We start from the raw sequence: 13,420 nt of genomic DNA, 5'->3' as shown, positions 1-13,420 counted from the left end.
ATGAATCAACCGCGCGGATGGTGCTGCGCGTGCAACAGGCGCAGCCGCTCGCGCGCCACATGGGTGTACACCTGCGTGGTTGAAATATCGGCATGGCCCAGGAGCATCTGCACCACGCGCAGATCTGCGCCATGGTTCAGCAAATGCGTGGCAAAGGCATGGCGCAAAGTGTGGGGGGACAAGGCCTGGCTGATGCCCGACAGCACCGCGTACTTCTTGACCAGCTTCCAGAACATCTGCCGCGTCATCGGTCCGCCGCGCGCCGTGACAAACAAGGCATCGCTGCTTTGCCCATTCAGGATGAAGGCGCGTGAATCGATCAGGTAGCGCTGCAGCCAGACGCCCGCCTCCGCGCCAAAGGGCACCAGCCGCTCCTTGCTGCCCTTGCCGGTGATGCGCAGCACGCCTTCGTTCAGGCCCACATGCACGGTCTTGAGCTCGACCAGTTCACTCACGCGCAGGCCACTGGCGTACATCAGCTCCAGCATGGCGCGGTCGCGCAGGCCCAGTGTCTCGTCGGCATCGGGGGCAGCCAGCAAGGCTTCCACCTGCTGCTCGGTCAAGGTGCCAGGCGTGCGCAAGCGCTGGCGGGGTGCGTCCATGCGTAGCGTCGGGTCTTGCGTGGTCAGCCCTTCACGCAGAGCCCAACGGTAAAACCGCCGGAACACGCTCAAACGCCGGCCGACCGAGGTGGGCTTGGACTCAGCATGGCGATGCGCGGCGTAAGCTTGCAGGTCAGTTTCACGGGCCTGGATCAGGGTGGGCGCGTGTGGCTGACTGGCCAGCCAGACCGCCAGGCCCGCCAAATCACGCCGGTACGCGGCCAGGCTGTTGGCGCTCAGGCCATCTTCCAGCCACAGGGCATCGATGAAGCGGTGCAGGTGCGGGTCGTCGGACGCCCGCGTTTCGTCAGACAGCGGATCCACGCAACAACCCCGCCTTCATGCGTTTGTCCACCGGCCGCTCGCCAATGAAGATCTTCAAGATGGCGCGGTAGAAATCGTCGCCAGCGATGGGCTTGGCCACGGCCTTGCCATTGAGCACCAACTGCGTGCCCTGGCCTGGCGCGAAATCCAGGTCAAGCACATCGCCCGGGCGGAACATGCCGATGCTGTCCAGACCCGCGGCCAGCACCTCGACGCGGTCACGCAACTGGGCATGCATCTCGGCCGGCTCGTTGCGCTGCACGCCCCGGCGCATGGATTTGGTCATCTCGATGCTGGGCGCCTCCAGCATGACCTTCAAACGCAGGCGCTTGGGGCCTTGCATGGCCAGAATCTGCGAAGCCTCTTTGGAGGGGGCGGAAAGGTAAAGCCCCGCCACAAAGGCCTTGACCCAGGCGACGCCCCTCAAACCCAGGCCGTTGAGACGCAGGGTGCGGTCAGACAGCACCAGGGTGTCGTCAAAGCCCTGCCCTTCCAGCCTGGCGGCCTGGGCCATGCCAGGCTGAACCGGCACCGGCAGGCCGAATGCCCCTGACAGCAGCATCAAGGCAGCGGCTACCATCAGTTGCCTCAAGGCCAGCGTGACAATGCTTGTGGAGTTCATGGGTATTCAACGTGGGGACGCGCCATCATGCCGACAAGGGCGGGTCAACCCGGTGTAAAGCTGGGTAAACCGTTACCCTTGCGCCGTTACCCTCGCGGCTGAGCTTGATCGTGACAGATTTGCCCAGCGCCGTCATTCCGCCCTGAAACAACCATGCCCTTGACACCTTACCTGCGGTCCAGCGAATTCATCGACCACGAGCACCCGGCCATCATCGCCAAGGCGAACGAGTTGGCCCAGGGTTGCCTGACCGACACGGACATCGCCCAACGTTGTTTCGAGTTCGTGCGCGACCACATCCAGCACAGCGGTGATTTCAAACTGAACCCCGTCACCGTGCGGGCGTCCGACGTGCTGGCCCACCGCACCGGCTACTGCTACGCCAAAAGCCACCTGCTGGCCGCCCTTTTGCGGTGCAAAGGCATTCCCACCGGGCTGTGCTACCAACGCCTGGCCGTGAACCCTGGCGGCGGGCCGTTTTGCCTGCACGGCCTGAACGCGGTGCACCTGCGCGAGCACTGCTGGTACCGCGTCGATGCTCGGGGCAACAAGCCCGGGGTATCGGCTCAGTTCCATCCACCGGCGGAGCAGCTCGCTTTTGCCATTGAATTGCCTCAGGAGTGTGATTTCCCGGAGATCTGGCCCGAGCCTTTGCCCGTTGTCATCGAGTCGCTGAGCTCAGCCAAATCCACCGAGGAGTTCTTCAAGCACTACCCTGACATCGAAATCCTGCCATGAAAAAAGCCGCCGGGTTACCCAGGCGGCTTTGGATTCAAGCGCTGATCGTTGATCAGTTCTTCGATTGGTCAACCAGCTTGTTCTTGGAGATCCAAGGCATCATCGCGCGCAGTTCGCCACCGACGGTTTCGATGGGGTGCACGGCGTTCAGGCGACGGCGAGCGGTCATGCTCGGGTAGTTCGTCTTGCCTTCCTGGATGAACATCTTGGCGTATTCGCCGGTCTGGATGCGCTTGAGGGCATTGCGCATGGCAGCGCGCGATTGCTCGTTGATCACTTCGGTGCCGGTCACGTACTCGCCGTATTCGGCGTTGTTCGAGATCGAGTAGTTCATGTTGGCGATGCCGCCTTCGTACATGAGGTCAACGATCAGCTTCAGTTCGTGCAGGCACTCGAAGTAGGCCATTTCAGGCGCGTAACCGGCTTCGGTCAGCGTCTCGAAGCCCATCTTCACCAGTTCAACAGCGCCACCGCACAGCACGGCTTGTTCGCCGAACAGGTCGGTTTCGGTTTCTTCGCGGAAGTTGGTCTCGATCACACCACCCTTGGTGCCGCCGTTGGCCGCCGCGTACGATAGGGCGATGTCCTTGGCCTTGCCGGACTTGTCCTGGTAGATGGCGATCAGGGAAGGCACGCCGCCGCCCTTCTTGTACTCGGAGCGCACGGTGTGGCCAGGGCCCTTGGGGGCGACCATGATCACGTCCAGGTCAGCGCGGGGGATGACCTGGTTGTAGTGCACGTTGAAGCCGTGAGCGAAGGCCAGCACGGCACCTTGCTTGATGTTGGGCTCGACGTTGTTTTTGTAAACCTCGGGGATGTTCTCGTCAGGCAACAAGATCATGACGACATCGGCGCCCTTGACGGCTTCGTCGACTTCAGCGACCTTGATGCCAGCGGCTTCAACCTTGCTCCAGGACGCGCCGCCCTTGCGCAGGCCGACCGTGACCTTCACGCCCGAATCCGTCAGGTTTTGCGCGTGGGCATGGCCTTGCGAGCCGTAGCCGATGATGGCGACATTCTTGCCCTTGATCAGGCTCAGATCCGCGTCCTTGTCGTAATAGACCTTCATGTGTGTAGCTCCGTCGAAAAATCAGTTGAATGGGGGGTGCTGAAAACAGCTGAGGAAAAGCGGGAAAGATCAGACGCGCAAGATGCGCTCGCCACGCCCGATCCCGCTGGTCCCGGTGCGCACGGTTTCTAGGATGGCAGCGCGGTCGATGGCTTCGATGAAGGCATCGAGCTTCGAGGCGTCGCCCGTCAATTCAATGGTGTAGGTCTTGTCGGTCACGTCGATGATGCGGCCGCGGAAGATGTCGGCCATGCGCTTCATCTCTTCGCGTTCCTTGCCCACGGCGCGCACCTTGATGAGCATCAGCTCACGCTCGGTGTAAGGACCTTCGGACAGGTCGACGACCTTGACGACTTCGATCAAACGGTTGAGGTGCTTGGTGATCTGTTCGATCACGTCATCCGAGCCGCTGGTGACGATGGTCATGCGCGACAGGGAGGCGTCCTCGGTGGTGGCCACGGTCAGGCTCTCGATGTTGTAGCCCCGGGCGGAAAACAAGCCGACCACGCGCGACAGCGCGCCGGGTTCGTTTTCAAGCAGCAATGCAATGATGTGTTTCATGTCGTTATCGTCCTTCGCGCTCTTGAGCCAGCGGGCGGTAACCCGATGGCCGTGGCCACGTTGTTCGATGAATCAGGAGTGTTGAAACCCCGGCATCGCTTGAGAAACCGCCCGCGCAGGCACCGGCAAGCACCTGGCTGCGACCCTCTTGCAAAGGCCGGGAAGATAAAGCCTTACAGGTCTTCGGAACCCAGCAGCATCTCGGAAATGCCCTGGCCAGCCTTCACCATGGGCCAGACGTTTTCCGTCGGGTCGGTGCGGATGTCCAGGAACACCGTGCGGTCCTTCAGCTTGATGGCTTCGCGCAATGCACCCTCCACGTCACCCGGGCGCTCGATCAGCATGCCGACGTGGCCATAGGCCTCGGCCAGCTTCACGAAATCGGGCAGCGCGTCCATGTAGCTGTGCGAGTAGCGGCTGCCGTAGTCCAGCTGCTGCCACTGGCGCACCATGCCCAGGTAGCGGTTGTTCAGCGACAGCACCTTGACCGGGGTCTGGTACTGCAGGCAGGTCGACAGCTCCTGGATGCACATCTGGATCGAGCCTTCGCCGGTCACGCAGAACACGTCGGCGTCGGGCTTGGCCAGCTTGATGCCCATGGCGTAAGGCAGACCCACGCCCATCGTGCCCAGGCCACCGGAATTGATCCAGCGGCGGGGTTCGTCAAACGGGTAGAACTGCGCCGCGAACATCTGGTGCTGGCCCACGTCCGACGTCACGTAGCAGTCGGTGCCACGGGTCAGCCTGGCCAGTGTTTCGACCACGAACTGGGGCTTGATGACCTCATCAGACGTTTTGTACTTCAGGCACTCGCGCTTCTTCCACTCATTGACCTGGTTCCACCACGCGGCCAGGGCGTTCGGGTCGGCGCGTTGGGTCGAGTCCTTGATCTGGGCAATCAGCTCTTGCAACACGTCCTTGACGTCGCCCACGATCGGGATGTCGACCTTGACGCGCTTGGAGATGCTGGAGGGATCGATGTCGATGTGGATGATCTTGCGTTCGACCTGGGCAAAGTGCTTGGGATTGCCGATCACGCGGTCGTCGAAGCGGGCACCCACGGCCAGCACCACATCGGCGCTTTGCATGGTCATGTTGGCCTCGTACGTGCCATGCATGCCCAGCATGCCCAGGAAGGTCTTGTCAGAAGCGGCGATGGCACCCAGACCCATCAGGGTGCTGGTGGTGGGGTAGCCCAGCAGGTTGACCAGCTCGCGCAGTTCAGCCGCCGCATTGGCCAGGATGACGCCGCCACCGGTGTAGATGTAGGGGCGCTTGGCCGCCAGCAGCAGCTGCACGGCCTTGCGGATTTGCCCGCCATGGCCCTTGCGCACCGGGTTGTACGAACGCATTTCAACCGTTTCAGGGTAGCTGAACGCGGTCTTGTTGAGGGAGACGTCTTTCGGCACATCGACCACCACGGGGCCGGGACGGCCGGTGCGGGCAATGTGGAAGGCCTTCTTCAAGGTGATGGCCAGGTCGGCAACATCCTTGACCAGGAAGTTGTGCTTGACGATGGGGCGCGTGATGCCGACGGTGTCACATTCCTGGAAAGCGTCCAGGCCAATCGCGGGCGTGGGCACCTGGCCGGTGATGATCACCATGGGGATCGAGTCCATGTAGGCCGTGGCGATGCCGGTGATGGCATTGGTCACGCCGGGACCGGAGGTGACGAGGGCAACGCCGACGTCGCCAGTGGCGCGCGCATAGCCGTCAGCAGCGTGGACGGCGGCCTGTTCGTGGCGCACCAGCACGTGCTGGATGGTGTCTTGTTTGTAGAGGGCGTCGTAAATGTACAGAACGGCGCCGCCGGGGTAGCCCCACATGTACTTGACACCTTCGGCCTGCAGGCAGCGGACCAGGATGTCGGAGCCATTGAGGACTTCGGGCGTGGTGGGAGTAGACATGTCCATGATGTAAAAAGACCTTTCGGATTTTCTCTAACGAAAAACGATCGGTGCCCCTCCTCAAACAGCATCTGCGGTGACGGATCACCAGCGTGCTCGCCCTTGTGAGGCGGATTTGGAGCCTGCGCGGCCTGCCACCGAAACCGGTTGGGGTGACGATTCAGGCCAGATCGGGATGACGCAAAGACCAACATTATCGCACCGAAAAGTCTGCACGCCAGTGCCATAATCCGCGCTCGCCGATCTGGCGCCCAAGTCTTCGCGTCTTGACCCCTTTGCCCAGTCCCTCCACCGCCGATGAACTCAACAGCTTCCTGATAAGTGTTGAGCGCCGCGCGTTCAAACGCACCGCTTTTGCCGTGCGCGATGAGGACTCGGCACTGGACATTGTTCAAGACGCCATGATCCGGCTGACCCAGAGTTATGCCGACCGGCCACCCAACGAATGGCCCATGCTGTTCGCCCGGATTTTGTCCAACGCCACACTGGATTGGTTTCGCCGCCAAAAAGTGCGCAATGCCGTTTTCCAGAACCTGGGAGACTTCGAATCATCCTCCGATGACGGCGATGGCGATTTCAACCTGCTGGACTCCCTGCGGATCGACGATCCGGGCACGGAAGGTGCTGAGGACACCGCCAGCCGGGGCGAGACGCTCAAGATCATCGAGGCCGAAGTCGGAAACTTGCCGGCGCGTCAACGGGAAGCCTTCCTGCTGCGTTACTGGGAGGAACTGGACGTCGCTGAAACGGCGGCCGCCATGGGTTGTTCCGAGGGCAGCGTGAAAACACACTGCTCGCGGGCGGTTCAGGCGCTGTCCAAAGCCCTGCGTGGACGCGGAATTTCCTTGTAAATCAACACAGTCGCATCGTGAAAACTCCAAACACCCCATTGTCGAGCGCGCAAATCGAGGCCATTGAAGCCCGTTTTGCCCTGCGCGTCAGTGCGCGTCTGGATGATTCCGCCAAGGCGCTGCCCCACGACATCACCGAGCGTTTGCGCGTGGCACGCGAGCAGGCCGTCCGTGCCGCCGTGCTGGCCCGCCCGCAGGTGGCTGTGGCCCCCGAATACGTGCCGTCCAGCCAGTTGGCCGGAGTGAGCATGGCCGGATCCGGCTCGTCCGGGCAGGCCTCGCTGTCGGGCTGGAGCACTGGCATGCAGCACCGCGACAGGCAACATGGCCGGGGCATGGACGACGGCCCGCTGCCCTGGGGCTGGCGCCTAGCGTCCGCGCTGCCAGCCCTGGCGCTGGTGGTGGGCCTGTGGGGCATCCACATCTGGTACCAATCTGAAAAGGTGCAAGCGGCCTCCGATGTGGACATGGCGCTGCTGACCGATGACCTGCCGCCCGCGGCCTATGCCGACCCTGGTTTCGAAGAGTACCTGCAGACCGAACCACCCGTCAGCGCCGAACCTGCCGTGGCAGCAGGCGAAGAGGCCACCCTGACCGAATCAGACGCCGCAGCCGGCGATGACAGCGAGAGCACCGACGGCGGGGCCGAGGCGCAGCCATGAAACGGACCGCCTTGGCCTGGGCACTGGCGGTGTTGGGTTTGAACCTGGCTTGCGGGCAGATGAGCGTGGCGGCGCCGCCGGCCAAGCATGCCTCGGTGGCCGTGGCGCCCGGCGCCTCATCCAGCGGCTCCAATTCCTGGGGTGCGCTCACAGCGTCTCAGCGCCGGGCCCTGCAGCCTTTGGCGGGCCTGTGGCCCACGATGGAAATATCCAACAAGGAACGTTGGGTGAACGTGGCCAACCGCTTTGGAAGCCTGTCGCCCCAGGAGCAACAGCGCATGCAAGAGCGCATGACGCAATGGTCCAAACTACCCCCGCAAGAGCGTGGCGAGGCGCGCCTGCGCTTCCAGCAGACCCGACAGCTGTCGCCTGAAGAGCGCCAGAAAAAATGGGCGTCGTACCAGGCCCTGAGCCCGCAAGAACGCGATGAACTGGCCCAGCAAGCGCGCCGCAAACAACAGCCGGTGCTGCTGGGCGACAATGTGGCTGGCCCCCGCGAACGGGCACAACAGGCATCCAGGCGCCTGCGCGACAACCAGTCCACCAGCAAATCGAACTGGGTGCCCGGCGTCACGCCCAACGCCCCGGCACAAATCGCCGTGGCCCCTTCTTTGGTCAAGGCGGGGCGCGGTGCCACCACCACGCTGGTCAGCCAGCGGCCTACCCCGCCCTTGCACCAGCAAACGGGCTTGCCGAAGATCGCCGCCACGAAGGGATTCGTGGACCCGGTCACCTTGCTGCCCAAAAAGGGCGCGCAAGGCGCAGCCATGACGGCCGTGCCCGCCTCTCGATCGCGCTGAATTTCTTGGTGCCCTGAGTGCATGGCAGCGTGGTGTATTGTTCGCGCCTTGCCTTGCTGCCCTTGCCGATGAAATCCCGTCCCGCCGTTCCTTTTGTGCCTTTATCCGCCGACGAATGCGCCGTGCGCGCCAAGGCGCATGCGCCGGCCTTGCGCCGCCGGCTGGCCGCTTTCATGTACGAAGGCGTGCTGCTGTTCGGCGTGGTGATGGTGGTTGGCTTGATTTTTGGCATGGTGGTCGGCCAGCGCCATGCTTTGCAGCACCGCCAGGGCCTGCAAGCCACGGTGTTCCTGGTGCTGTCGCTGTATTTCATGTGGTTCTGGACGCACGGCGGGCAGACGCTGGCCATGAAGACCTGGCAACTGCGCATCGTGTCCCTTGAAGGCAGGGGCTTGAGCCCCAGGCAGGCCCTGATGCGCTATGTCAGCGCCTGGTTGTGGTTCGTGCCGGCCCTGGTGGGCGCCTGGTTGGCCGGCTGGCACCAATCCAAATGGCTGTACGGTGCGCTGTTCGGCTGGATGGCCATCTACGCGCTGTTCAGTTGGCTGCACCCTCAACGGCAGTTTCTGCACGACGCCTTGTGCAAGACCCGAATCATCGACACCCGAACCTGAACCTCCCTCTTCTTCATCCATGGCTGCTTTTTCAGTGTGCGTTTACTGCGGCTCCCGCATGGGCAACGATCCGGCGTTTGAAGCCGCCGCCCGCGAAGTGGGCCGCCAGATCGGTCTGCGGGGCTGGCAGTTGGTCTACGGTGGTGGCAGCACGGGCCTGATGGGCGCGGTGGCCGATGCCGCCTTGGCGCACGGCGCCTCGGTGATCGGCGTGATCCCGCACCGCCTGGTGCAACGTGAACTGGGCCACCCGGGCCTGACCGAGCTGCAGGTTGTGGACACCATGCACGAGCGCAAGCACCGCATGGCCATGCAATCGGATGCCTTCTTGGCCTTGCCTGGCGGCATTGGCACCATGGAAGAAATCTTCGAGATCTGGACATGGCGGCAGCTGGGCTATCACCAAAAGCCCCTGGGCTTGCTGAACGCGGAGGGCTACTACGATGACCTGCTGAGCTTCATCAACCGCAGCCGCGACGGCGGCTTCCTGTGGCCCGATGTTCAAGAGTTGCTGTTGCTGGACACACAGGCTGACCGTTTGCTGGACCAGCTGCAGGCGGACGCGTTGAGGCTGCTTGCCCTGACCGCCCGAGAGAACCAAGAGGCCAAGGAGGCCCAAACGCAAACGCCGCCGGGCACGAACAAATTCGGCCCAGGCGGCGTCTCACCTGACATTTGAAAGAGGCCACCACCTGAAGGCGGTATCCCCCTGCGTCACACAGCGGCTTCGTCGGTCTCGCCAGTGCGGATGCGCACCACTTGCTCAACCGCGGTCACGAAGATCTTGCCGTCGCCGATCTTGCCGGTCTTGGCGGCCTTGACGATGGCCTCGATGCAGCGATCAACGTCACCAGTCTTGACGACCACTTCGATCTTGACCTTGGGCAGGAAGTCGACCACGTATTCGGCGCCACGGTACAGCTCAGTGTGCCCTTTCTGGCGGCCAAAGCCCTTGACTTCGGTGACAGTCAAACCGGTGACCCCCACTTCAGCCAGCGCTTCGCGGACTTCTTCGAGCTTGAAAGGTTTGATGACTGCGGTGATTTGTTTCATGGAAGGCTCCGGGAAGTTCTGCGAAAGAATAGCGAATATTTAAGCACGATCGCTGGATTATCGTCAGGCGCGGAACTTGAAGGTGATGGGATAACGCCAATCCCGGCCAAAACGCATTGATTGAAACGGAACTCATGATCACCTTCGACGACCTGTCGGTGCAATGGCACGATCACCCTAGCTCCATTGACGCTGAGCGGTGGGACCGGCTGGTGGCCGGCATGCCCGGCGGCACACCTTTCATGAGGCACGGGTTCTTGCTGGCCATGGTGGACAGCGGCAGTGCTTGCGCCAAAACGGGTTGGCAACCGCTGTTCGTCACATTGCACGATCGCGCCGGCGCATTGGTGGCCGCCTGCGCCACCTTCGCCAAATCCCACTCTTATGGCGAGTACGTGTTTGACTGGGCCTGGGCCGATGCCCACGACCGGGCTTTCGGTGCGGCGGGCGCCAGCTACTTTCCCAAGCTGCTGGGCGCGGTGCCTTTCTCACCGGTGCCCGGGCCGCGCCTGCTGGTCGACCCCACGGCCGCTCCGCCAGTGCGGCAAGCTTTGCGCGAGAGCCTGTTGCGGGCCATCGGCCAGCAGGTGCAGCAGCAAGGTTGGTCGTCCGCACACATCCTGTTTGTGTCAGAGCAAGAGGCACAGGCGGCCAAGGCGCAAGGCTGGCTGGAACGCCACGGCGTGCAGTTCCACTGGCAAAACCGCCAAGGCGAGCCTTACTTTGACTACGAAGATTTTTTGGCCAGCCTGCACCGCGACAAGCGCAAGAAGATCCACCAGGAACGGCGCAAGGTGCGCGATGCCGGGGTGAGCTTCGAGGTGCTGGAGGGCGCGCAAATCCAGCAAGCCGATTGGGATTTCTTCCACCAGTGCTACACCCAGACCTATTGGCAGCACGGCCAACAGCCCTACCTGAGCCGCGATTTCTGGCGCCTGGCCAGCCAGTCACGTCCCCAGGACTGGGTGCTGTTCGTGGCCAGCCGGGAGGGCGAACGCATGGCCTGCGCCCTGCTGGCGGTGGACACGGAGCTGGGCCTGGCGTACGGTCGTTACTGGGGCGCGCTCAGCACCGTGTCCTGCCTGCACTTCGAGGCTTGTTATTACCAACCCATGGCCTGGTGCATCGCCAAGGGTTACCAGCGTTTTGAAGGCGGCGCACAGGGTGAGCACAAGCTGGCACGGGGTCTGCTGGCAACCCCGACGCAGTCGGTGCATTGGTTGGCCCATCCAGGCTTCAAACAGGCCGTGGCTGATTTTTTGCATCGTGAAGGTCGCCAAATTCAGCACTACATCGATGAATTGGATGACCGAAAACCGTTCAAACCCTTGGATGCACCCGATTAAACGAGTGAGAGACTAGGGTCTGAATAACCCAACAAAGACCAGGGTCCAGATGTCGTCGTTCATGCCCACCTACGCTTCCGTTGATTACCCACCTCCGATCCTCGACATCGAGGCGTCCGGGTTCGGTCTGGGCAGCTACCCGATTGAAGTGGGCATCGTGATGCCCGATGGCCGCTCCTGGTGCAGCCTGGTCAAGCCCGAGCCCGAGTGGCAGCATTGGGACCCCAGTGCCGCGGCCGTTCACCACATCACCCGGGATCAGTTGGATCGCCATGGCCGCTCGGCACTGGAAGTGGCCGATGCCTTGAACGACTGGCTGGAAGGCATGGTGGTGTACTCCGATGCCTGGGCCCACGACTACACCTGGTTGAACCGCCTGTACGACGCGGCCAACCGCACACCCCATTTCAAGCTGGAGAACCTGCGCGCGCTGCTGTCGGAAAGCGAGGCCGCCTCCTGGCATGAACTCAAACGCCAAGTGGCGCTGGGCATGATCCTTCAGCGGCACCGTGCAAGTTCGGACGCGCGCCTGCTGCAGTCGACCTTGAAGGCCCTGAAGCAGCAACCCGCCGTGGCCTGAGCCTGGCTCAGGGAAAAGCAGAGCGCTGCCCCTGCTCTTGTTCGGTCATGCGCTTGCACTCCGCATGGCCGGCGTAGGCAGGGCGCGAGCAGTGCCGCTTCATGCAGATGGCCAGCGAGATGAAGGTCCTTGATCCGCAGGCCAGCCTGGGGTTGAGCGGCTCAGGGGATTCGTTGCCGCCAGCGCGTTTGCGCGTCTTCGAGGCTTGCTCGTCGTCAAGCTCGGCCTCGGTTTTCGCGCTGGCCTTGGCAGGCACCGGCTTGCCGGATCCCGTGGACCTGGTGGAGACGGCGCTGGCCGTGGCCGCGCTCACCGGCAACTCTTCTTGGGCTGGCGAACGGTTTGATTGGCGCTGCGCCCAGAGCCCGGACGTCGCCACCACCACCACGAAAGCCATGCCCATGATCCAACGCCGCTTCAGGATGGACTCGGCCTGGGCAGGCTCGGGTGCCAAGGGCGGGGGGATGGTCTTCTTGCGTTTGGGAATGGTGATCGGCCACTTGGGCGGTGCGCGCAAGGTGCCCGCCGCGGGAATCGTCGTCAGGTAAGCGCGCGCCTCGACGGCTTCGTGCCCCGCCGGCTTGTGGCCGTGGGCCGGCCGAACCAGCACGGTCTGCGGCACCCACCCATCGCCCTGGGTCAGGCCCTGTTGGCCCACATTGACGATGCCCGACAACTCCTGCCGCCAGGCAGCGACTGAATCCGGCCGGTCTTGCGGGCGAACGGCCAGCGCATGGTCAATCGCGTTGACAAAACTGCTGCTGTAGTGACGGTCAAAACCACTGGCCAGGCCTTCGCTCATCTGGGTGAGGCTGGGCAAGTCGTCGTGCACCGCACGCGCGCTGGCGGGCGTGGGTGGGCGGCCGGTGATGCAAAAGTGCACCACGGCGGCCAGCGCGTACAGGTCGGTCCAGGCGCCTTGCCGCAACTGCACGGTCTCGGCGTATTGCTCGATGGGCGCGAAGCTGGGCTTGAGGATCGCGGTCAGCGATTGGGTGTGGTCGCCAATCACGTGGCGGGCCGCGCCCAGGTCCAGGAGCACGGGGCGAGGTCCTCCGTCCTCATCGCTCTCGTCCAACAGCAGGATGTTGTCGGGGGCGATGTCGCGGTGGAAAACCTGCTCGCGGTGCAGGCAGTCCAGCGCGCCCAGCACCGGCTCGATCACCTGGCGCAACCAGGTTTCATCCGGAGGCTCCGTCATCTCGCGGCGCGCGTTCTGCACGGTCTTCCCGCGGTAGTACGGCATCACCATGTAGGCAGTGCCATGCTCTTCCCAGAACCGGTAAACCTTGACCAGCGCCGGGTGGTCAAAGCGTGCCAGCAAGCGGGCTTCGTTGATGAACGAGCGCAATCCCAGGGCGAAGGTCTCGGCATGGCTGGCGGCGCGCAGGCTCACGCCCAGGCCCTGGCCACGGGCGGCCAAGGCCACGGGCATGTATTCCTTGATGGCGACCTGGCGCTGCAGCGCATGGTCAAAAGCGAGGTACACGATGCCAAAACCGCCCACGCCCAGCACGCGTTCAATCTCGAACTCGCCAAGGCGGGTGCCGGTGGGCAGGGCGTCGTGCTCAGCTACAGGGGGCATGGCAAATGGGCATCTCCAGTCGAACCGTGCAGCTTACTCCACATGTATGCACGGCTTTCCGGGTGGTCATCAATGCTTAAGCCGGTCAATATTCGTCCGAAAATCC

15 protein-coding genes are annotated in these 13,420 nt (G+C 63.1%); 8 read left to right on the top strand and 7 right to left on the bottom strand.

Features of this window, described 5'->3' with window-relative positions; genetic code table 11:
• Positions 1-5 precede the first annotated feature (5 nt).
• On the bottom strand, positions 6-926 hold the full coding sequence (gene xerD / locus LQ232_RS07020) for a site-specific tyrosine recombinase XerD (protein WP_230179543.1): 921 nt from the start codon (positions 924-926) through the stop codon (positions 6-8).
• Positions 910-1,548 carry a chalcone isomerase family protein gene (locus LQ232_RS07015; protein WP_230179542.1) on the bottom strand — a complete coding sequence of 213 codons (639 nt, stop codon included), beginning with the start codon at positions 1,546-1,548 and terminating at the stop codon, positions 910-912. The genes xerD and LQ232_RS07015 overlap by 17 nt, the downstream gene beginning before the upstream one ends.
• A 153-nt stretch (positions 1,549-1,701) precedes the next feature.
• Here LQ232_RS07015 and LQ232_RS07010 point away from each other — a divergent pair, with 153 nt between their 5' ends.
• Positions 1,702-2,286, top strand: coding sequence for a transglutaminase family protein (locus tag LQ232_RS07010; protein ID WP_230179541.1), 585 nt, complete (start codon positions 1,702-1,704; stop codon positions 2,284-2,286).
• Between the two features lie 52 nt (positions 2,287-2,338).
• Here the strand turns inward: LQ232_RS07010 and ilvC are convergent, their stop codons facing one another.
• The 3 genes from ilvC to LQ232_RS06995 form a co-directional block, all read right to left on the bottom strand.
• Positions 2,339-3,355, bottom strand: coding sequence for a ketol-acid reductoisomerase (ilvC, locus tag LQ232_RS07005; RefSeq protein WP_230179540.1), 1,017 nt, complete (start codon positions 3,353-3,355; stop codon positions 2,339-2,341).
• A 69-nt stretch (positions 3,356-3,424) separates the two neighbouring features.
• A complete protein-coding gene (gene ilvN / locus LQ232_RS07000) occupies positions 3,425-3,916 on the bottom strand; it encodes an acetolactate synthase small subunit (protein WP_230179539.1) in 492 nt (163 codons plus the stop codon).
• 173 nt (positions 3,917-4,089) lie between these two features.
• Positions 4,090-5,823 (bottom strand): acetolactate synthase 3 catalytic subunit, encoded by a 1,734-nt coding sequence (locus tag LQ232_RS06995; RefSeq protein WP_230179538.1) that lies wholly within the window; start codon positions 5,821-5,823, stop codon positions 4,090-4,092.
• Between the two features lie 266 nt (positions 5,824-6,089).
• On the opposite strand from LQ232_RS06995, the gene LQ232_RS06990 reads away from it, so the two are divergent.
• From LQ232_RS06990 to LQ232_RS06970, 5 genes are all read left to right on the top strand, one after another.
• Entirely contained in the window at positions 6,090-6,674 is a 585-nt protein-coding gene (locus LQ232_RS06990; RefSeq protein WP_230179537.1) for an RNA polymerase sigma factor, read from the top strand.
• A 17-nt stretch (positions 6,675-6,691) separates the two neighbouring features.
• Entirely contained in the window at positions 6,692-7,336 is a 645-nt protein-coding gene (locus LQ232_RS06985; protein WP_371820122.1) for a DUF3619 family protein, read from the top strand.
• Positions 7,333-8,136, top strand: a complete 804-nt coding sequence (locus LQ232_RS06980; RefSeq protein ID WP_230179536.1) for a DUF3106 domain-containing protein — start codon at positions 7,333-7,335, stop codon at positions 8,134-8,136. The genes LQ232_RS06985 and LQ232_RS06980 overlap by 4 nt, the downstream gene beginning before the upstream one ends.
• A 68-nt stretch (positions 8,137-8,204) precedes the next feature.
• A complete protein-coding gene (locus tag LQ232_RS06975; protein WP_230179535.1) occupies positions 8,205-8,750 on the top strand; it encodes an RDD family protein in 546 nt (181 codons plus the stop codon).
• Positions 8,751-8,769: 19 nt separating this feature from the next.
• Positions 8,770-9,429, top strand: coding sequence for a TIGR00730 family Rossman fold protein (locus LQ232_RS06970; RefSeq protein WP_230179534.1), 660 nt, complete (start codon positions 8,770-8,772; stop codon positions 9,427-9,429).
• A 35-nt stretch (positions 9,430-9,464) separates the two neighbouring features.
• Here the strand turns inward: LQ232_RS06970 and LQ232_RS06965 are convergent, their stop codons facing one another.
• Positions 9,465-9,803 (bottom strand): P-II family nitrogen regulator, encoded by a 339-nt coding sequence (locus tag LQ232_RS06965; protein ID WP_230179533.1) that lies wholly within the window; start codon positions 9,801-9,803, stop codon positions 9,465-9,467.
• Positions 9,804-9,937: 134 nt separating this feature from the next.
• Between LQ232_RS06965 and LQ232_RS06960 the strand changes: the two genes are divergently transcribed.
• Complete coding sequence (locus LQ232_RS06960; RefSeq protein WP_230179532.1) at positions 9,938-11,149, top strand: GNAT family N-acetyltransferase; 1,212 nt, start codon at positions 9,938-9,940, stop codon at positions 11,147-11,149.
• Between the two features lie 61 nt (positions 11,150-11,210).
• A complete protein-coding gene (locus tag LQ232_RS06955; RefSeq protein ID WP_230179531.1) occupies positions 11,211-11,729 on the top strand; it encodes an exonuclease domain-containing protein in 519 nt (172 codons plus the stop codon).
• Between the two features lie 7 nt (positions 11,730-11,736).
• Here LQ232_RS06955 and LQ232_RS06950 read toward each other — a convergent pair whose 3' ends face one another.
• Positions 11,737-13,314: a serine/threonine-protein kinase gene (locus tag LQ232_RS06950; protein WP_230179530.1), complete on the bottom strand. Its 1,578-nt coding sequence runs from the start codon at positions 13,312-13,314 to the stop codon at positions 11,737-11,739.
• Between the last annotated feature and the right edge of the window lie 106 nt (positions 13,315-13,420).

Source organism: Aquabacterium sp. CECT 9606 (genome assembly GCF_918741295.1).
GTDB lineage: Bacteria > Pseudomonadota > Gammaproteobacteria > Burkholderiales > Burkholderiaceae_C > Aquabacterium.
Note: the sequence above shows the minus strand (reverse complement) of the source record. Positions and strands in the feature narration are given on the sequence as shown.